16 protein-coding genes and 1 other RNA gene are annotated in these 18,849 nt (G+C 62.4%); 10 read left to right on the plus strand and 7 right to left on the minus strand.

The genetic code is table 11. The features are described 5' to 3' along the window. Positions 1-51: 51 nt before the first annotated feature. Positions 52-2,667 carry a DNA gyrase subunit A gene (gyrA, locus tag AC3A6M_RS23790; protein WP_487855197.1) on the minus strand — a complete coding sequence of 872 codons (2,616 nt, stop codon included), beginning with the start codon at positions 2,665-2,667 and terminating at the stop codon, positions 52-54. Positions 2,668-3,070: 403 nt separating this feature from the next. Between gyrA and ompA the strand changes: the two genes are divergently transcribed. The 4 genes from ompA (at position 3,071) to AC3A6M_RS23810 (ending at position 6,112) form a co-directional block, all read left to right on the plus strand. Beyond that, positions 3,071-3,787, plus strand: coding sequence for an outer membrane protein OmpA (gene ompA / locus AC3A6M_RS23795; protein WP_487855198.1), 717 nt, complete (start codon positions 3,071-3,073; stop codon positions 3,785-3,787). Between the two features lie 147 nt (positions 3,788-3,934). Beyond that, positions 3,935-4,636, plus strand: coding sequence for a bifunctional 2-polyprenyl-6-hydroxyphenol methylase/3-demethylubiquinol 3-O-methyltransferase UbiG (gene ubiG / locus AC3A6M_RS23800; protein ID WP_487855221.1), 702 nt, complete (start codon positions 3,935-3,937; stop codon positions 4,634-4,636). Between the two features lie 38 nt (positions 4,637-4,674). Continuing rightward, a complete protein-coding gene (locus tag AC3A6M_RS23805; protein WP_487855199.1) occupies positions 4,675-5,373 on the plus strand; it encodes an HAD family hydrolase in 699 nt (232 codons plus the stop codon). A 106-nt stretch (positions 5,374-5,479) separates the two neighbouring features. Next, positions 5,480-6,112 (plus strand): glycine zipper 2TM domain-containing protein, encoded by a 633-nt coding sequence (locus AC3A6M_RS23810; protein ID WP_487855200.1) that lies wholly within the window; start codon positions 5,480-5,482, stop codon positions 6,110-6,112. Positions 6,113-6,163: 51 nt separating this feature from the next. Here AC3A6M_RS23810 and AC3A6M_RS23815 read toward each other — a convergent pair whose 3' ends face one another. Further along, positions 6,164-7,015 (minus strand): class I SAM-dependent methyltransferase, encoded by an 852-nt coding sequence (locus AC3A6M_RS23815; RefSeq protein WP_487855201.1) that lies wholly within the window; start codon positions 7,013-7,015, stop codon positions 6,164-6,166. Between the two features lie 159 nt (positions 7,016-7,174). On the opposite strand from AC3A6M_RS23815, the gene ssrA reads away from it, so the two are divergent. Both ssrA and AC3A6M_RS23825 read left to right on the plus strand, forming a co-directional pair. Continuing rightward, positions 7,175-7,533: a transfer-messenger RNA gene (gene ssrA / locus AC3A6M_RS23820) on the plus strand. 353 nt (positions 7,534-7,886) lie between these two features. Beyond that, a complete protein-coding gene (locus AC3A6M_RS23825) occupies positions 7,887-9,914 on the plus strand; it encodes a DUF2075 domain-containing protein (RefSeq protein WP_487855202.1) in 2,028 nt (675 codons plus the stop codon). A gap of 18 nt (positions 9,915-9,932) precedes the next feature. Here AC3A6M_RS23825 and AC3A6M_RS23830 read toward each other — a convergent pair whose 3' ends face one another. The 4 genes from AC3A6M_RS23830 to AC3A6M_RS23845 form a co-directional block, all read right to left on the minus strand. Then, the gene (locus tag AC3A6M_RS23830) at positions 9,933-10,526 is read right to left on the minus strand and encodes a type 1 glutamine amidotransferase domain-containing protein (RefSeq protein WP_487855203.1); all 594 of its coding nucleotides are present in this window, start codon (positions 10,524-10,526) and stop codon (positions 9,933-9,935) included. Between the two features lie 20 nt (positions 10,527-10,546). Continuing rightward, the gene (locus AC3A6M_RS23835) at positions 10,547-11,116 is read right to left on the minus strand and encodes a type 1 glutamine amidotransferase domain-containing protein (protein ID WP_487855204.1); all 570 of its coding nucleotides are present in this window, start codon (positions 11,114-11,116) and stop codon (positions 10,547-10,549) included. A gap of 104 nt (positions 11,117-11,220) precedes the next feature. Next, positions 11,221-11,532, minus strand: coding sequence for a chaperone modulator CbpM (locus tag AC3A6M_RS23840; RefSeq protein ID WP_487855205.1), 312 nt, complete (start codon positions 11,530-11,532; stop codon positions 11,221-11,223). A gap of 3 nt (positions 11,533-11,535) precedes the next feature. Then, positions 11,536-12,456: a DnaJ C-terminal domain-containing protein gene (locus AC3A6M_RS23845; protein WP_487855206.1), complete on the minus strand. Its 921-nt coding sequence runs from the start codon at positions 12,454-12,456 to the stop codon at positions 11,536-11,538. 159 nt (positions 12,457-12,615) lie between these two features. Between AC3A6M_RS23845 and AC3A6M_RS23850 the strand changes: the two genes are divergently transcribed. After that, positions 12,616-13,278 carry a TonB family protein gene (locus tag AC3A6M_RS23850; protein WP_487855207.1) on the plus strand — a complete coding sequence of 221 codons (663 nt, stop codon included), beginning with the start codon at positions 12,616-12,618 and terminating at the stop codon, positions 13,276-13,278. 12 nt (positions 13,279-13,290) lie between these two features. Here AC3A6M_RS23850 and AC3A6M_RS23855 read toward each other — a convergent pair whose 3' ends face one another. Further along, complete coding sequence (locus AC3A6M_RS23855) at positions 13,291-13,704, minus strand: hypothetical protein (protein WP_487855208.1); 414 nt, start codon at positions 13,702-13,704, stop codon at positions 13,291-13,293. A 315-nt stretch (positions 13,705-14,019) separates the two neighbouring features. On the opposite strand from AC3A6M_RS23855, the gene AC3A6M_RS23860 reads away from it, so the two are divergent. The 3 genes from AC3A6M_RS23860 (at position 14,020) to AC3A6M_RS23870 (ending at position 18,730) form a co-directional block, all read left to right on the plus strand. Continuing rightward, complete coding sequence (locus tag AC3A6M_RS23860; RefSeq protein ID WP_487855209.1) at positions 14,020-14,922, plus strand: c-type cytochrome; 903 nt, start codon at positions 14,020-14,022, stop codon at positions 14,920-14,922. Positions 14,923-15,017: 95 nt separating this feature from the next. Then, positions 15,018-16,424, plus strand: a complete 1,407-nt coding sequence (locus tag AC3A6M_RS23865; protein WP_487855210.1) for an MATE family efflux transporter — start codon at positions 15,018-15,020, stop codon at positions 16,422-16,424. 86 nt (positions 16,425-16,510) lie between these two features. Next, on the plus strand, positions 16,511-18,730 hold the full coding sequence (locus AC3A6M_RS23870; RefSeq protein ID WP_487855211.1) for a S9 family peptidase: 2,220 nt from the start codon (positions 16,511-16,513) through the stop codon (positions 18,728-18,730). The last annotated feature ends 119 nt before the right edge of the window (positions 18,731-18,849 follow it).

Below are 18,849 nucleotides of genomic sequence, written 5' to 3' on the forward strand. Positions count from 1 at the left end.
AACGGCCCGCACATCGCTGCACGGGCCGTTTCGATGGGGAGCGGAACAGGATTACTCCGGCGCCGGCTCCAGTTCGACCTCGTCGACGTCGCTCTCGACCACGCGCTGCAGGCCGGACAGCTTGGTGCCGTCTTCCACCGCGATCAGGGTCACGCCCTGGGTCGCACGGCCCATCTCGCGGATCTCGGCCACGCGGGTACGGATCAGCACGCCACCGGTCGTGATCAGCATGATCTCGTCGGTTTCGTCGACCAGGGTCGCGGCCACGACCTTGCCGTTACGCTCGGTGGTCTGGATCGCGATCATGCCCTTGGTGCCGCGGCCGTGGCGGGTGTATTCAAGGATCGGAGTACGCTTGCCGAAGCCGTTCTCGGTGGCCGTCAGGACCGACTGCTGCTCGTTCTCGGCGACCAGCAGCGCGATCACGTTCTGGCCCTCTTCCAGGTTCATGCCGCGCACGCCGCGCGCGGTACGACCCATCGGGCGCACGTCGTTCTCGTCGAAGCGCACGGCCTTGCCGGCGTCCGAGAACAGCATCACGTCGTGCTTGCCGTCGGTGAGCGCGGCACCGATCAGGAAGTCGCCCTCGTCCAGGTCGACCGCGATGATGCCGGCCTTGCGCGGGTTGCTGAAGTCGCGCAGCGGGGTCTTCTTGACGGTGCCCAGGCTGGTGGCCATGAAGACGTAGTGGTCTTCCGGGAAGCTCGAATTCTCGCCCGACAGCGGCAGCACCACCGTGATCTTCTCGCCGTCCTGCAGCGGGAACATGTTCACGATCGGCTTGCCGCGCGAGTTGCGCGAGCCCTGCGGCACTTCCCACACCTTCAGCCAGTACATCCGGCCGCGGTTGCTGAAGCACAGGATGTAGTCGTGGGTGTTGGCGATGAACAGCTGGTCGATCCAGTCCTCGTCCTTGGTGGCCATCGCCTGCTTGCCGCGGCCGCCGCGCTTCTGGGCGCGGTATTCCGAGATCGGCTGCGACTTCATGTAGCCGGTGTGCGACAGGGTCACCACCATGTCCTGCGGGGTGATCAGGTCTTCGGTTTCGAGGTCGCTGGCGTTGTGCTCGATGGCCGAGCGGCGGGCATCCTTGCCGTTCTCGGTGTAGTCGGCCTTGATCTGGGCCATCTCGTCCACGATGATCGCGGTGACGCGCTCCGGCTTGGCCAGGATGTCGAGCAGGTCGGCGATGTGGGCCATCACTTCCTTGTACTCGTTGACGATCTTGTCCTGCTCCAGTCCGGTCAGGCGCTGCAGGCGCATCTGCAGGATTTCCTGGGCCTGCTCGTCGGACAGCTTGTACATGCCGTCCGCCTGCATGCCGTAGTGCTTCGGCAGGTGCTCAGGACGGAAGGCGTCGATGCCGCCGGCGGCGCCGGTCTCGGTACGCATCAGCATCTCGCGCACCAGGGACGAATCCCAGGCACGCTGCATCAGCTCGGTCTTCGCGACCGGCGGAGTCGGCGCGGCCTTGATGATGGCGATGAAGTCGTCGATGTTCGCCAGGGCGACGGCCAGGCCTTCCAGCATGTGCCCGCGCTCGCGCGCCTTGCGCAGCTCGAACACGGTGCGGCGGGTGACCACTTCGCGGCGGTGCGACAGGAAGCACTCCAGCATCTGCTTCAGGTTCAGCAGCTTCGGCTGGCCGTTGACCAGGGCCACCATGTTCATGCCGAAGGTGTCCTGCAGCTGGGTCTGCTTGTACAGGTTGTTCAGCACCACTTCCGGCACTTCGCCGCGCTTCAACTCGATCACCACGCGCATGCCCGACTTGTCGGACTCGTCCCGGATGTCGGAGATGCCTTCCAGCTTCTTGTCGCGCACGTTCTCGGCGATGCGCTCGAGCAGCGACTTCTTGTTCACCTGGTACGGCAGTTCGTCGACGATGATGGCCACGCGGCCGCCGTCCTTGCCGTATTCCTCGAAGTGGGTCTTGGCGCGCATCACCACGCGGCCGCGGCCGGTGCGGTAGCCATCGCGCACACCGGACACGCCGTAGATGATGCCGGCGGTCGGGAAGTCCGGCGCCGGGATCAGCTCGATCAGCTCGTCGATCGTGCAGTCCGGGTTGCGCAGCACGTGCAGCGCGCCGTTGATGACTTCGGACAGGTTATGCGGCGGAATGTTGGTCGCCATGCCGACCGCGATGCCCGAGGAACCGTTCACCAGCAGGTTCGGGATGCGGGTCGGCAGGACGGTCGGCTCTTTTTCCTTGCCGTCGTAGTTCGGTTGGAAGTCGACCGTGTCCTTGTCGATGTCGGCCAGCAGCTCCTGCGAGATCTTGTCCAGGCGGCACTCGGTGTAACGCATCGCCGCGGCGCTGTCGCCGTCGATCGAACCGAAGTTGCCCTGCCCGTCGACCAGCGTGTAGCGCAGCGAGAAATCCTGCGCCATGCGCACCAGCGTGTCGTAGATCGAGGCGTCGCCGTGCGGGTGGAATTTACCCATGGTCTCGCCGACCACACGGGCGCACTTCAGGTAAGGACGGTTCCACACGTTGTTCATCTCGTGCATCGCGAACAGCACACGGCGATGCACCGGCTTGAGACCGTCGCGCGCATCCGGCAGAGCACGGCCCACGATCACGCTCATCGCGTAATCGAGGTAGCTCTTGCGCATCTCTTCTTCCAGAGAAATTGGAATTGTTTCTTTTGCGAATTGATCCATTGGCGGGTCGACTGCTTTCAGGCGATAAGGGAAGTTTCCAAGGGGTAGATTTTACCACGCGCTATATCAGCAGTGCATTTTGAAAGCAAGTCCAGCACGACAGGCTTTTTACGTGTTTGCACATCTGACACATGCTTGTCATAAACTTTCGTCAAGCTTCCGTTCCACTCACAACACGTTGTTGTGCAGAAACAACGCGACAAATCCCATGCATGGCAATTCAGCCTCCCATGGTCGTGCGGATGTAGCGTATGTGGCAAAATGGCCGAGAAGTTAATTGCTTGTTTCACAATGCGAAACGGGCGCGTCCGTGCAGGATGTTAATATTCTGCCTATGTGGTTCACTCATGCGCGTGCCATGTAGTTTCGCAGCGGGAAGAATTTACCGAAAGGAAGAAAAAATATGAAAAAATTGGCAACCCTCATGCTCGCAGCTTCGGCGGCGATGGCCGGCAGCGCTTTCGCCCAGAGCGCCCCGCCGTATGCACCGCTGACGACCGACATCCAGGCGCCCAAGCCATACAGCGCTTACGTGCAGGATGCCCGCGGCGTGATCGCGCGCAATCCTTTCGGCCTGTGCTGGCGTACCGGCTACTGGACCCCGGCCGACGCGGTCCCGGGCTGCGACGCGCCGCTGTGCGTGGCGCCTGAGAAACTCGAAAACGGCAAGTGCGTCGCTCCGCCGCCGCCGCCGCCGGTCGAGGCCCCGGCTCCTGCCCCGGCACCGGCCCCGGCTCCGGCTCCGGTCCCGACTTCGGAAAAGGTAAGCTACTCGGCTGACGCCTTCTTCGACTTCGACAAGGCCGTGCTGAAACCGGCCGGCAAGGCATCGCTGGACGACCTGGTCTCGAAGCTGAAAGACATCAACCTGGAAGTCATCATCGCCGTCGGCCACACCGACTCGATTGGCACCGATGCCTACAACCAGAAGCTGTCGGTCCGCCGCGCTGAAGCCGTCAAGTCCTACCTGCAGAGCAAGGGCGTGGAATCGAACCGCATCTACACCGAAGGCAAGGGCGAGAAGCAGCCTGTCGCCGACAACAAGACCGCCGCCGGCCGTGCCAAGAACCGCCGCGTGGAAATCGAAGTCGTCGGTACCCGCAGCACCCAGCAGCAGTAATCTGCGACTGGGCGGGCTGACTGCCCCGATCAAACCCCGCTTCGGCGGGGTTTTTTTATGCGCAACACCGGCGTGGCCTTTTTTCTCGGGCCCAACCGTCGCGCCGCTTCATTTCCGCTATTATTCCGACCTATGACTACGCAACCGATGACGGCCAACGCCGACCCCTTGGAAATCCAGAAATTCAGCGAGCTCGCCCACCGCTGGTGGGACCCGACGTCCGAATTCCGACCGCTGCACGAAATCAATCCGCTGCGCCTGGAATGGATCAACGCGCGCGTGCCGCTGGCCGGCAAGAACGTGATCGACATCGGCTGCGGCGGCGGCGTGCTGTCCGAATCGATGGCGCGCAAGGGCGCCAAGGTGACCGGGATCGACCTGTCGAAGAAGGCGCTGAAAGTGGCCGACCTGCACAGCCTGGAATCGGGCGTCGAGGTGCGCTACAAGCTGATCGCAGCCGAAGACATGGCCGCCGAGGAGCCGGGCCAGTTCGACGTCGTGACCTGCATGGAAATGCTCGAGCACGTGCCCGATCCGGCCGCCATCGTGCGCGCCGCGGCCACGCTCGTGAAACCGGGCGGCCATGTGTTCTTCTCGACCCTGAACCGCAACCCGAAGTCCTACCTGTTCGCGGTGATCGGCGCCGAATACATCCTGCGCATGCTGCCGCGCGGAACCCACGACTACGCCAAGTTCATCACGCCGGCCGAACTCTCCGGCTTCATCCGTGCCGCCGGCCTGCAGCTCGATGGCATGAAGGGCCTGAGCTACAATCCGCTCACCAAGGTCTATTCCCTGAACCAGGACACCGATGTGAACTACATGGTGGCCTGCACCAGGCCTCTGTAAGCTCGCGCTGTAACCCGCACCGATAGAATCTGCTGTCCATGACCTTTCCCTCCCGCCTGCCCGCGCCGCGCGCCGTCCTGTTCGACCTCGACGGCACGCTGGCCGATACCGCCCCCGATCTCGCCGCCGCCGTCAACTCGCTGCGCACCGAGCGCGGCCTCGCGCCGACACCTTACGAGGTGCTGCGCCCGACCGCCTCGGCCGGCGCGCGCGGCATGATCGGCGCCGCCTTCGGCCTGGCCCCCGGCGACGAGGGCTATGAAGAGCTGCGCCTGCAGTGGTTCGACCGCTACCAGTCGGCGATGGCGGTCGAGAGCTCGCTGTTCGACGGCGTCTTGGAACTGTTGAAGGGCATCGAGGACGCCGGCATGGCCTGGGGCGTGGTCACCAACAAGCCGATGCGCTTTACCGACCCGCTGATCCCGCAGATCGGCCTGGCGCACGCCGGCTGCGTGGTGTCCGGCGACACCACCGCGCACGCCAAGCCCCACCCTGCCCCGCTGCTCGAAGGCGCGCGCCTGCTGGGCGTGGCGCCCGAGGAATGCTGGTACGTCGGCGACGACCTGCGCGACGTCGAAGCCGGCCGCGCCGCCGGCATGGTCACGGTCGCCTGCGGCTGGGGCTATTGCGGCGAGATTCCCCCGGCAACCTGGGGCGCCGACTATCTGCTCGACAGCCCGCTGCATCTGCTGCAGGTGCTGCGCGAGACGATCGTGGCGGCCGAAGCGTCGGCCTGAGCCGCTTACACATCTTTACGATTGATACAGAGACAGGTCTATCTCTGGACGATGCCGGCCATTAATCTACTCCCATAGAACAACGCAACGTCTCGGGAGTAGACAAATGGAAGCGATCAAGACCACCACCAACCGTATCCACCCGCTGATGGCAGCCGCCGCAGCGTCCGTGATCATCGTCAGCCTGGCCGGCACCGCCGCCATCACCGGCGTCCTGCCGAGCTCGCACAGCGCTCCGGAAGCGCCGATGCCGACGACCCAGGTCGCTCCTGCCTACGCCGGCGCCCTCGCCCCGGCCACCGCACCGGCCATGGCAGCGCAAGGCCTCCAGCAGGTGCCGGCCGGTTACGTCCAGCCGGCGGGAGCCGCCTACGCCCAACCGGCCGCCTATGCGCAGCAGGCTTATCCGCAACCGGTCCAGGCAGCGGTCCAGCCTGCCCCGGCTCCGGCGCCGGTCGTGATCGAGAAAACGATCATCAAGGAAGTGCCGGTGAAGCAGGCGGCGCCGCGCCCGCGCACCGTGCACACCAGCTATGCCCGCCATGAGGCTCCGGCCTACTACGAACCGGCGCCGCGCCCGGCTCCGCAGCCGAACTACATCGGCATCGGTACCGGCGCCGTGATCGGCGGCCTGATCGGCAACCAGGTCGGCGGCGGCAACGGCAAGAAACTGGCAACCGTGGCCGGCATCATCGGCGGCGGCATGATCGGCAACCAGATGATCAACACGAACCGCTGATCGTTTTGAGCGCTGAAAGAAAGCCGCAGGTGCGTGAGCCCTGCGGCTTTTTCACGTCTTGCGGAAGACGCTGACGATGATGTCGCTCGGGAACATGCGCAGCAGTGGAATCGCGCACAGCACGGCGGCATACTGCAGGTAGAGCGAGGGGCCGGAAATATTCCCGGCGCAGCGGATCCGCTCCAGCAAGCCCTCGGCGCGCAGCGAGGGCAGCTCGCCCGAATGGACGCGCACGAAACCATGCCTGGCGACCAGGCGCTCCAGGTTGGCGGGCCGGAAGTAATGGACGTGCGGCGAAGGCAGGTCCTTCTGCCACAGGCGCTCGAAGGGGCTGCGCCAGCCCACCCTGGCGAAGGCCTTCGACAGGCGGTAGAAGAAACCCGCACTGTTCGGCAGGTTAAGGATCAGCAGGCCGCCCTCCGCCAGGCGCCCATGGCAGGCGTCGAGCGCGGCGCGGATGTCGGGAATGTGCTCGATGACGTCGTTGAAGACGATGATGTCGAAGGTTTCGCCGGGCCGGAGCGCATCAGGAAAATACCCCGCGCGCACGGGCAGGCCGCGCGCCGCGGTGCGGCCGCCGACCACGGCATCCGGCTCGATGCCGAGCACCGCGAAGCGCTCGCGGGCCGTCTCCAGGAACCAGCCGTGGGCGCAGCCGACGTCGAGCAGGCGGCTCGCCCCTGGCCGGGCCAGGCCACGTGCGAGCTCGACGATATCCCGGAAATTCTCCTGCCGCAGCGCCTTCAGGCCCAGCTCGCGCGCATCCTCGTCGACAGGCGCGCCAGACGGCTTCTCGTTGATCGCCCCTTGTAGCGCCGCACTTTCGTACCCACATTCGCGGCAGGACGCATGCCATCCGGCCAAGCCGGCGGTTTGCGGCGTGCCGCAGATGATACAAGCCATATGCTCTCCGTTGGTCGTCATCGGGACATCTCCAGCCTGCAGATGATAGTCCTGTTTGACAACTGAAAACTATCGAAAGCTAACATTTGCTTGCGATTTCGAGAGAGGCACATCACTGCACACCGCCGCAGATTGGAGTACAATGGGCATTCTTCGTTGGGGGGCGACCTGGTTTCGACGTGGGTTGCAAAGCAGCGCAGGGCATACCGAGGACTGGTTACCTCGTAAATACATCCAGAAATCAATAACTGCAAACGATAACTCGTACGCACTCGCAGCCTAATCGCTGCTAGCTCTACATCACCTCGCCTCTGGGGTGAGCCGCAAGGCAAGTAGAGTCATTTACAGAGGCTAGGAATCAACCGGGTCACTTGGTTGCTTCCGAAATTTTAGGTGACTCGCCTGTACACAGGGTGCACATCCCCGTTGTACCGGTTAAATTAAAAGATAGTGCTAAGTATGTAGAACTGTCTGTAGAGTGCTTGCGGACGAGGGTTCGATTCCCTCCGCCTCCACCAGTATTCAAAAACAAAGGCCTTGTCGGCGTAAGCTGACGAGGCCTTTGTTTTTGAATACTTGCATGAGCAGCCGGGAATTGAATCCTCGTCCGGCACGGACGAGGGGCGGAGCCGGGGTTTCTCGCCGCACCGCGGCGAGCCCGCGAGCGGCCTTGCGCTTGCAAGCGCAAGGCCTCCCGATTCGCCTGATTAAGCAGTCGCGCAGCGACTGTGCCTTGCCTCCACCAATATCAAATACAAAGGCGTTAGCTCACGAGGCCCGTGTTTTCGAATATTTGGAACTTTCGACGGCACTAACAAGCCTTTGTTCAATATTTGAGAGATAATCATCGGACATGTCACACTATGTCCCCATGAAACGCTCTTACTTCAGCGCACGATTCGCAGACTTACTCAACTATGACCCGATGGTCATAGTCGGTCAGTTGACACATGAACTCCCGTTTGCCGCCGAGCCTACCCAAATCGATGCGTGGCGATACCAAATAGTTCACCTAAAGAAAATTGCGCCCCACTTCCCTAACGCACACGTATTTTTCGAATTTTCTATCCCGCGCATGGGACGGCGCGCAGATATCGTCTTACTAATTGATGGGATCATCTTCGTTATCGAATACAAGGTAGGCAGCACGGGACACTTTCGGGCTGATATCGACCAAACTGTCGGGTATGCACTCGATTTAGCGAACTTCCATGAAACGTCTCACAATAGACCGATCGTACCTGTTTTGGTTGCGACAGAGTCTAAGGATACGAACATTCCGACGAAGTCGCATGTTAGCAATGTGTTTCCTGTGGCCCTAACCGACGGCGATGGCCTACTGGATGTGCTTCATTTTTTTCAAAAAACAGTACATGTTCCTTATTTAAGCCCACAAGGATGGGCCGATGGAAAATACAAACCGACTCCTACCATTGTCGAGGCAGCACAAGCTCTATACCGTGGACACAAGGTTGAGGATATTTCACAGAACGAAGCTGGCGCCGACAACTTAGCGCAGACACATCAATATATTAATCAGGTTATTCAGAATTCGCAGAATAACCAGCAAAAGTCAATCTGCTTCATTACCGGAGTCCCTGGTTCAGGCAAGACCCTTGCTGGTCTAAACATTGCAACTTCCCGATCAAGCATTAAGGACAATGGGCATGCAGTTTTCTTATCTGGGAACGGCCCATTGGTAACAGTACTTCGGGAAGCACTAACTCAGGACCGCCTTGAACAACAACGTCAACAACCCGGTTTAGCGAGAACAAGCAAAACTGAGATCGAGACTGAAACCCATGCATTCATTCAAAACATTCATCATTTTCGTGATGAGTATGTGAAAACGGACACCGCACCTGCAGACCGTATCGTGATTTTTGATGAATCACAGCGCGCTTGGGACCAAACACAGGCATCTCGCTTCATGCTGAAGCGTGGAATTAATGATTTTAAGATGTCCGAACCGGAATTTTTGCTATCGGTGATGAACCGCCATGTTGGTTGGGCCACTGTGATATGCCTAGTTGGCGGTGGGCAAGAGATCAATACGGGCGAGGCAGGGATCCGCGAATGGTTACGTGTATTACATGAAAAATTCCTGGACTGGAAGGTCCACGTTTCTACAAATCTTTGCGGATCGGAATATGTACGTGACGACGAGTCTGCGCTCCTGAGCAGAGCGAACGTTATCAATGCGTCTAAGTTACACCTCGATGTATCCCGTCGCTCATTTAGAGCCGAGAATCTGTCGCAATGTATCGGCGCGCTCATCAACAATGACGCATCAACGGCCCGGCAATTCAAGGATGCGTTATCTCAATACCCCTTGTATGTAACACGCAGTCTGTCGGCCGCACGTTCTTGGTTACGCAACCAACGTCGAGGTCAAGAGCGAAACGGCTTACTTGCCTCATCCAATGCGCTCCGTTTGAAACCGGATGGCATTTTCGTAAAGTCTGCAGTTGACCCTACGCAGTGGTTTCTAGCTCCTGCACATGACGTTCGCTCATCGTGTGCCTTAGAGGATGCCGCTTCTGAATTTGATGTGCAAGGTTTAGAACTGGACTGGACGTGCGTTTGCTGGGATGCAAACCTACGACGCGAAGGCAATGAATGGGCGGGATACAATTTTAAAGGCACGAAATGGCAGAGGATTAATCAGGAGGATAGACGAAACTTTCTGATGAATTCGTACCGCGTTCTATTAACGCGTGCACGCCAAGGAATGGTGATCTTTGTTCCTCATGGGGATTTGCATGATGACACACGCCTGCCAGCATTGTATGACCCTATCTTCAACTTCTTGACGAGCTTAGGCATTCCGGAGTTGCCGCAACAAGTATTCGCTGTGAGGCGAGACAGCCCTGTTAACGAAACAGAGCTGCTCGCATAAACAATAGTCTAAACAGTACTACGAAGTCGGCCCCGGATCCGTCCCCTCCGCCACCATCAACTCCTTCGCCAGCGCATCGTTAAAGGCCGGCAAATCAGCCGGCTTGCGGCTGGTGACGAGCCGCGCGTCGACCACCACCTCGTCATCGGTCCACTCGGCCCCGGCATTGATGAGATCGCGCTTCAGGCTCGGCCAGCTGGTCAGGTGCTTGGCGGTGGCGATGCCGGCATCGATCAGGGTCCAGGGGCCGTGGCAGATCGCGCCGACCAGCTTTTCTTCGACATCGAAGCCGCGGATGAAGTCGATCGCTTCCTTGCTCAAGCGCAGTTGGTCCGGATTGGCCACGCCGCCCGGCAGGACCAGGGCGTCGAAGTCGGCCGGGTTGGCGTCGCGCACGTTCATCTCGACCTTGAATTTGTCGGCCGGCTGCATGTGGTTGACCGCTTGCACCTCCTCGCCGGCATTCTTCGGCGACAGCAGCACCACGGTCGCGCCGCGCTCTTCCAGGTAGGAGCGGGGGCTGGTGTATTCGATCTGCTCCACGCCATCCGTCATCAGCATGGCGACGCGCTTGCCCTGCAGGGGTCTGCCGGCTTGCTCAACTTGTTCCATAGAGCCTCCTTGTACAGCTTTTAGTGCACCAGCTCGCTCAGGATGGCCTGGTTGAAGGCCGGGATGTCGTCCGGCTTGCGGCTGGTGACGAGCTTGCCGTCGACCACCACCTGCTCGTCGGTCCACTGCGCGCCCGCGTTCTGCAGGTCGAGTTGCAGGGTGGGCCAGCTGGTCACGCGTTTGCCGGTGACGAGGTCGGCGTCGATCAGGGTCCACGGGCCATGGCAGATGGCGGCGATGGGCTTGTTCTCGCGGCCGAATTCGCGGATGAAGGTGATCGCTTCGGTGGACAGGCGCAGCTGGTCCGGATTGGCGACGCCGCCCGGCAGCACCAGCGCGTCGAAGTCGGCCGGACGCGCGTCGCGCACGTTCATCTCGACCTTGAACTTGTCGCCCGGGTCCATGTGGTTGAAACCCTGGATCTCGTCGCCGCTCTGCTTCGGCGACACCAGCGTCACCTGGGCGCCCTGTTCTTCGAGGAAGCTGCGCGGCCCCGTGTATTCGACCTGCTCCACGCCATCCGTCATCAGGATGGCGACGCGTTTTCCTTGCAGGGCGCGGCCCCCTTGTTGTTGGGAATTCTGTTGCATGCTGCCTCCGTATCGTCGATAGAAAGTGATCGCTGTGGGAGGACCGATTGTAGTTTTGCCCGGCACGGCGCGGCGCGCGCGTGCCGGCAGGAACCTGATCGAAATTAGTCGAGGCCCAGCGCGTGCAGGCGCGCGCGCAGGCGCTGCACCTCGTCGCTGAGGTCGACCACCAGCGCCGCCACGTCTTCGTTGGCGTCGAAGTCCCGCTCGACCCGCAGCAGGCGGCGCGCGCGCAGCAGGTCGCCGCTGCGGAAGCGCCATTCCATGACCTCGACCGCAGGCTGGCCGCCGAGGATGCCGGCACGCACCCGCCGCACGACCCAGTCCGGTTCGACATTGCAGGCGCGCGCCAGTTCATCGAGGGTCAGGGCAGCGTCGTCGAGTAACACGCCGCTCAGGCTCGTCAGTTCAGGCATCGCTTATGCTCCTATGCGTTCGCGTGGATTGAAGGCAAGATCGCGCGCCATCTGCTGGTACAGCTCGCGCGCGCGGTCGCTGGTGGCCGGCGGCAGCACCACATCCAGGATCAGGTACAGGTCGCCCGGCTGGGAGGACGGGATGCCCCTGCCCTTCAGGCGCAGCTTGCGGCCGCTCTGCGAGCCCGGCGGCACCGTCACCTCGACCGTGCCAGCCGGCGTCGGTACCGGAATGCTGGCGCCGAGCGCCGCTTCCCACGGCGCCACCGGCACGTTCTGGTACACGCTGCTGCCTTCGACGCGGTAGCGCTGGTCCTGGTTGAACTGGATTTCCAGGAACAGGTCGCCGGGTCCGCCGCCGCCCATGCCCGGATGGCCTTGGCCCGCCAAACGCAACTGCTGGCCCGGCGTGACGCCCTTCGGGATGTTCACGCTCAAGGTCTTTTCCTGCTGGCCGGCGCGCAGGCTGATGGTACGCGTCGCGCCCTGGTAGGCGTCGCGCAGGTCGATCGCGATGGCGGCGTGGATGTCCTCGCCGCGCATCTGGAAGCCGCCGCCGCCCATGCCCGCTCCCATCCCGCCGCGCCGTCCGCGCCCGCGTCCCATGTGGGCGAACAGGTCGGCGAAGATGTCTTCCGCGCTCCCGCCGCCGCCGAAGTCGTACTGCTGGCCCCAGTCGGGCGGCGGCTGGAATTCCTGACCGTGGCGCCGCCCCTGGCCGAGCGCATCGTAGGCGGCGCGCTTTTCGGCGTCGCCCAGCACGTCGTAGGCCTCGTTGATTTCCTTGGTCTTCTCTGTCGCGTTCTTGTGCTTGCTGACATCCGGATGATATTGCCGGACCAGCTTGCGGTAAGCCTTCTTGATGTCGTCGGCGGACGCGCTCCGTTCGACACCGAGGATCTGGTAGTAATCCTTGTATTCCACGAGCGTAGCTCCCGATCAGGTTGGATGGATGAGATGGGTCTTATGTGATGGTGACAAGCTTGCATTTCAACCAGATCCCTCGATCAGGCCGGAGATGTGCTGACTGTACAATATTGCAATAGCCATCTAGAGTTGAGGTCCGCTCAACAAACTCCTGCCATGATGCTCCGCTTTTCGAAATGCCTGCTGACGATTGCCGCGTCGTCGTGCATGGCGCTGCCTTCCTTCGCTTCCGAGCCGGCGCAGCCGCAGTTGCCAGCCTCGTGCAAGCCGCCCGAATACCCCCGCAACGCGCAGAAGAGTGCATCTTCAGGCATCAGCAAAATCGGATTTCTCGTTCGCCCCGACGGCACGGTAGTCCGGTGGGTCCTCCTCAATTCCAGTGGCTCCGCCGACCTGGACAATGCGGCACGGGCCGCCTTGTCCCAATGCGTGTTCGAACGCGATAAGGGCAGTACCGGTGAGCTATGGCGTGAAGTTGTCTACGTCTGGTCCCTCACGGACGATCCTGGCCTGCTCGAGGCGAAGAAAGCTGCGGCGCTCTCCGCGAAAGGCGGCAATCTCAACGCACGCTACCATCTCAGCCTGCTGCTGTCGGCAGGCGCAAAGAGCGACGCCGAGCGGGAGCAGGCCTTGCTCGTGTTGCGAAGCGCCGCCGAACTGGGGCACGCACAGGCCCAATTCGACTTGGGCAGATGTTACGAAAGGGGAAAAGGCCTACAGGCCAACCTGGACGAAGCGCTGCGCTGGTATCGGAAATCCGCCGACCAGGGCGATCCGTTGGCGATCCAGCGCCTGGAACTGGGCCGCCTCATGAATTGACCACGAAGGCGCCTAGGCGGTGGATCGCCGCCTGTCGGGTGCCGGCTGCGCTGGCGGCGGCTGCAGTCCGAAACGGTCCTCGCCGCATTCCAGGACGCTGCGGACGTCCTGCGCCATGAGGGGCCGGTACAGCACCGCCGAGACGCCGTCGGTATTCCCGTCGACGGCTGGCCCCGATTCCGGATCGGCCAATAATATGACTGTCGCTTCCGGCAAACACCGTTTCAATTCGCCGGTGAGGGAACGCCTGTCTCCCGGATTAACAGCCGTACAGGTAATGATCAAATCGAATTGAATCAATCGGGCGGCGTACAAGGCCTTTTTTTGATTGAATACCGGGGTTGTCAGGTACCCCATGGATTGCAGCACTGCGGTCGTATCGTTACATAATGCCGAATTCTTTTCCAAAACGAGTGCATACTTCATGGACTATCCCCTGGTCTATTTTGTAACTTATGGTCGCCATTATAGACCGATCAAAAGGCAGATTGGGAAGATAATCGCCGCGGCAGGAAAGCATTAAGCGAATCAAATACTTACACCGCTGCCCGGCAGCGTGCGCGAGCCGGATTCCGGCGGCGGACCGCATGCACCATGCGTACGACTGCTGATCTCGCACATCCCGTCCCTCTTCGCTTTGCCCAGAATGAATACAGCATGGTCCCCATCGTTCGACCAGCTAGGCAATACTGCTGAGCAGTGCTAAATTGGCAACGCTAATGTGTTTACCAGGGGGCAGAGATGAACAAATGGGTCAAACGGACCAGCATCGCGCTGGTGGCGCTCGCCCTGCTGGGCGTGGCCGCAACCGTGGTCGGCAAGGCGCTCGGCGAGCGCAAGATGGCGCGCACCGTGGTGCTGCAGGTGCCGGCCCTGGACGTGGCGCCCGACCCCGCGCGCATCGAGCACGGACGCTACCTGTACAACACGCGCGGCTGCGCCGAATGCCATGGCGATAACGGCGCCGGCAAGACCGTCGTCCAGGATGGCGGCATGGTCGTGGTCGCCCCCAACATCACCGCCGGACCGAACGGCACCACGGCCGGCTACCAGGTCGTCGACTGGGTGCGCACCGTGCGCCACGGCGTCAAGCCGAACGGCAACCCGGTCATGATCATGCCCAGCGAGGACTACAGCCGCCTGACCGACGAGGACATGGCGGCCCTGGTTGCTTTCCTCCAGCAGATGCGCCCCGTGCCCGGCAACAAGGCCGTGATCGATGTGCCGGCCCAGGTGAAGGCCCTGTACGCCTTCGGCATGATCCAGGACGCGTCCGAGAAGATCGACCATGCGCGGGCGCCGGCCCGCCTGCTGCCAGCCGCCGTCACGCCCGAGTACGGCGCCTATGTGGCGAACGCCTGCATCGGCTGCCACGGCGCGGCATTGAGCGGCGGCAGGATTCCCGGCACGCCGCCGTCCTGGCCCGCAGCGGCCAACCTGACGCCCGGCAAGGGCAGCGCCATGGTCCGCTACTCGTCCCCGGAACTGTTCATGGCCATGCTGCGCAGCGGCCACCGCCCGGACGGCAAGCCGATCAGTCCGGTCATGCCCTTCGGCTCGCTCAAGCAGATGAACGATACCGACGTGCGCGCCCTCTACGCCTACCTGAAGACGGTACCGCCGCGCGAGGCCGGGCGGCATTGATACGCGTCCGGTGTCACGCGGCCCCAGGGTGGGCACACCATGCCCACCAGTCAATTAATCAGTAAAATGGCCGGTTTTCCCGAGCTAGCCGAGCCATGACGTCTACTGTTACCACCGCGCACGTTTCTCCCCCCATCCGCACCGAGATCGCGACCCTCTGGCGCCTGTCGTGGCCGATGCTGGTCGGCCAGCTTGCGACCGTCGGCATGGGCGTGGCGGACGTGGCGATGACGGGCCACGTCAGTGCCGCCGAACTGGCCGCCGTTTCGCTCGGCACCTCGGTCTGGTCGATCATCCTGGTGACCGTGATGGGCATCATGATGGCCGTGAACTCGGTGGTCGCGCACGAGATGGGCGCCGGGCGTTTCGACAAGATCTCGCATTCGGTGCGCGAGTCGCTGTGGATGGGCGCGATCGTCGGGATCGCCGGCTGCGTGGCGGCCAACTTGTGCGCCCTGCTGTTCGACCACATCGGCCTCGAGCAGGCCGTGGCCGACCGCGCCAAGACTTTTCTCCATATCATCAGCCTCGGCATGCCGGCCTTTGCCTGCTACCGCGCGCTGTACGGTTACACGACCAGCATCAACCAGACCAAGCCGATCATGGTCATCGCCATCTTCGGGCTGCTGTACAACATCGTCGTCAACTGGCTCTTTATCTTCGGCAGCTTTGGTTTCCCCAGGCTCGGCGCGCTGGGCTGCGCGGTCTCGACCGCCAGCGGCGTCTGGCTGATGCTGGCGGCGATGGTCGGCTGGATCAAGGTGTCCGCCGCCTACCGCGCCACCTACCCGTTCACCCGTTGGGAAGGCCCGAACTGGGCCGAGATCGGCAGCATGCTGCGCCTGGGCCTGCCGATCGGCGTCACCCACTTCGCCGAGGTCAGCGCCTTCGGCGTCGTCAGCCTGCTGGTGGCGCGCTTCGGCGTGGTGCAGGTGTCGGCGCACCAGGTCGCGCTGAATTTCATCTCGCTGGTGTTCATGGTGCCGCTCAGCTTTGCGATCGGCGCGCTGACCCGCGTCGGCCAGTCGATGGGCGAAGGCAATCCGCAGCGCGCACGCTTCGTGGCCTGGGTCGGCACCGGCATGTGCATTTCCTTCGGCCTGCTGTCGGCGCTGTGCATCGCCCTGTTCCGCTGGCAGATCGCCGCCATGTACACCTCCGATCCGGCGGTCCAGGCCACCTGCGCCATGCTGCTCCTGCTGGCCGCCATCTTCCAGCTGTCCGATTCCACCCAGGTCGCGGCCGCCTCGGCGATCCGCGGCTACAAGGTGACGCGTTCGCCGATGGTGATCCAGATGATCGCGTTCTGGGGCGTGGCCCTGCCGGTCGGGTGGATCCTGGGCTGGGCGCCGGCCTGGTTCCCGTGGTCGCCTGGCGCGCCGATGCAGGCCACCGGCTTCTGGATCGGCCTGGTGCTGGGGCTGACGGTGGCGGCGGTGCTGCTCGCCTGGTCGCTCAACAAGCTGTCGAAGCAGCGGGTGCGCGAAGCCATGCCGCGCTGAGCCCCGTGGTAATTACAGCTTTTCGCTGCTGACTCTGGTATCGTCTCGCCGTTGCACAAAATTAATTTTTATCCGCGAGACAATCCATGCGCCTTCTTCTCTGCCTCCTGGCCGCCCTGTCGGCCGTTCCCGCATCCGCGGAACGCCTGACCCTGGACCGCATCTACGCCGACCCGGCGTTGGCTGGTCCTGGCGTCCGTAACGTGCGTGTGTCGCCCGACGGCGAACGCGTGACCTTCCTGCGCGGCCGTGCCGACAACCAGTTCCAGCTGGACCTGTGGGAATACAACATGAAGGACAAGACCACGCACCGCCTGGTCGACTCCAAGAAACTGGTCCCGAACGAGAACCTGTCGCTGGAAGAAAAGGCGCGTCGCGAACGCGCGCGTACCGCCAGCCTGTCCGGCATCATCAACTACAGCTGGTCGCCGGATGGCAAGCAGATCCTGGTGCCGATCGCCGGCGACCTCTACCTGGTCGACGTCGCCAATCCGGACAATGCGCGCAAGGTGGCGTCGGGTAACGTGGGCGATCCGAAGATCTCGCCGAAGGGCCGCTACGTATCCTTCGTGCGCGACCAGAACCTGGTCGTGATCGATTTGTCGACCGGCCAGGAACGCCAGCTGACGCATGATGGCAAGGGCCCCATCCACAACGGCGAAGCCGAATTCGTCGCCCAGGAAGAAATGGGCCAGCGCACCGGCTACTACTGGGCGCCGGACGATTCCGCGATCGCCTATAAACGCTACGACGAGGCCCCGGTGCCGGTCGCGCGCCGCTTCGAGATCTTCGCCGACCGCACCGAAGTGATCGACCAGCGCTACCCGGCCGCCGGCGATCCGAACGTGCTGGTCGACCTGATGATCGTCGACCCGGCCACAGGCAGCCAGAAGAAGGTCGATCTCGGTGCCGAGAAGGACATCTACCTGGTGCGCGCCGACTGGAGCGCAGACGGCAAGACCCTGGTCTACCAGCGCCAGTCGCGCGACCAGAAGCGCCTCGACCTGGTCGCGGTCGACGCCGCCAGCCTGGCGCAGCGCACCCTGCTGACCGAAACCTCGAAGACCTGGGTCAGCATCCACGACGACCTGAAGTTCCTGAAGAACCGCCCGGCCTTCATCTGGGCCTCGGAGCGCACCGGCCGCAACCACCTCTACCTGTTCGACCTGAACGGTAAAGAATTGTTCCCGATCTCGAAGGGCGAATGGGGCGTCGACGAGATCCTGGCCGTCGACGAAGACGCTGGCAAGGTCTACATCGCATCGAACAAGGATGCGGTGATCGACAAGCAGACCTACGCGCTGAACCTGGACGGCAGCAATGCCGACAAGCCGGTGCGCATCACCAAGACCGACGGCTGGCACAACGACACCTTCTCGCGCAACGGCAAGATCTTCGTGGACACCTTCTCCGATCCGAAGACCCCGCCGCAAGTGTCGATCCGCAAGGCCGACGGTTCGATGGTCGAGTGGCTCGAGCATAACGAGCTGAACAAGGATCACCCGTACGCGAAGTACGTGTCGAGCCACCTGCCGACCGAGTTCGGCAACATCAAGGCGCACGACGGCCAGACCCTGTACTACTCGATGATCAAGCCGGCCAACTTCAACCCGGCCAAGCGCTATCCGGTGTTCCTGTTCGTCTACGGCGGCCCGCACTCGCAGCAAGTCACCCGCGGCTGGGGCAACCTGTTCAAGCAGTACATGGCGCAGCAGGGCTTCGTCGTGTTCACGCTGGATAACCGCGGCTCCTCGCGCCGCGAGCGCGCCTTCACCGACGTCATCTACGGCGAACTGGGCAAGCACGAAGTCGAAGACCAGCTAACCGGCATCGACTGGCTGGCCAAGCAGCGCTTCGTCGATCCGAAGCGCGTCGGCGTGTTCGGCTGGAGCTACGGCGGCTACATGACGCTGCGCCTGCTGGAAGCGGGGTCAAGCAAGATCGCGATGGGCGTGTCGGTGGCGCCGGTGACCGACTGGTCGCTGTACGACACCCACTACACCGAGCAGTTCGTGGGCGCGACGCCGAAGTCGAATCCGGAAGCCTACAAGCAGAGCGGCGTGTTCGCCCACCTGGACGGCCTGAAGTCGCCGCTGCTGCTGGTGCACGGCATGGCCGACGACAACGTGCTGTTCACCAACTCGACCCGCCTGATCGACGCCCTGGTGAACCGCAACGTGCGCTTCGAGCTGATGACCTATCCGGGCGCCAAGCACGGCATCTCGTCGCGCGCCGGCCAGCGCCACGTGTACGGAATGATCGAGGCCTTCTTCAAGAAAAACCTCGGCGGAACCAACGCGAAGTGATGCAGGCGTGATTGATGCCGGAGCATCAATCACGTGCCCACGCTCAAAACAAAATAGCCGCTCTTCGTGAGCGGCTATTTTTTTGCGTCGTTCGTTCGCGTGGGCACGTGGTGCCCCCT

Source organism: Telluria sp. Soil_C_11 (assembly GCF_057657395.1).

Coding starts and splice junctions, on each gene's coding strand:
- gyrA (WP_487855197.1), bottom strand. CDS start 2,667: ATGGATCAATTCGCAAAAGAAACAATTCCAATTTCTCTGGAAGAAGAG.
- ompA (WP_487855198.1), top strand. CDS start 3,071: ATGAAAAAATTGGCAACCCTCATGCTCGCAGCTTCGGCGGCGATGGCC.
- ubiG (WP_487855221.1), top strand. CDS start 3,935: ATGACGGCCAACGCCGACCCCTTGGAAATCCAGAAATTCAGCGAGCTC.
- AC3A6M_RS23805 (WP_487855199.1), top strand. CDS start 4,675: ATGACCTTTCCCTCCCGCCTGCCCGCGCCGCGCGCCGTCCTGTTCGAC.
- AC3A6M_RS23810 (WP_487855200.1), top strand. CDS start 5,480: ATGGAAGCGATCAAGACCACCACCAACCGTATCCACCCGCTGATGGCA.
- AC3A6M_RS23815 (WP_487855201.1), bottom strand. CDS start 7,015: ATGGCTTGTATCATCTGCGGCACGCCGCAAACCGCCGGCTTGGCCGGA.
- AC3A6M_RS23825 (WP_487855202.1), top strand. CDS start 7,887: ATGAAACGCTCTTACTTCAGCGCACGATTCGCAGACTTACTCAACTAT.
- AC3A6M_RS23830 (WP_487855203.1), bottom strand. CDS start 10,526: ATGGAACAAGTTGAGCAAGCCGGCAGACCCCTGCAGGGCAAGCGCGTC.
- AC3A6M_RS23835 (WP_487855204.1), bottom strand. CDS start 11,116: ATGCAACAGAATTCCCAACAACAAGGGGGCCGCGCCCTGCAAGGAAAA.
- AC3A6M_RS23840 (WP_487855205.1), bottom strand. CDS start 11,532: ATGCCTGAACTGACGAGCCTGAGCGGCGTGTTACTCGACGACGCTGCC.
- AC3A6M_RS23850 (WP_487855207.1), top strand. CDS start 12,616: ATGATGCTCCGCTTTTCGAAATGCCTGCTGACGATTGCCGCGTCGTCG.
- AC3A6M_RS23855 (WP_487855208.1), bottom strand. CDS start 13,704: ATGAAGTATGCACTCGTTTTGGAAAAGAATTCGGCATTATGTAACGAT.
- AC3A6M_RS23860 (WP_487855209.1), top strand. CDS start 14,020: ATGAACAAATGGGTCAAACGGACCAGCATCGCGCTGGTGGCGCTCGCC.
- AC3A6M_RS23865 (WP_487855210.1), top strand. CDS start 15,018: ATGACGTCTACTGTTACCACCGCGCACGTTTCTCCCCCCATCCGCACC.
- AC3A6M_RS23870 (WP_487855211.1), top strand. CDS start 16,511: ATGCGCCTTCTTCTCTGCCTCCTGGCCGCCCTGTCGGCCGTTCCCGCA.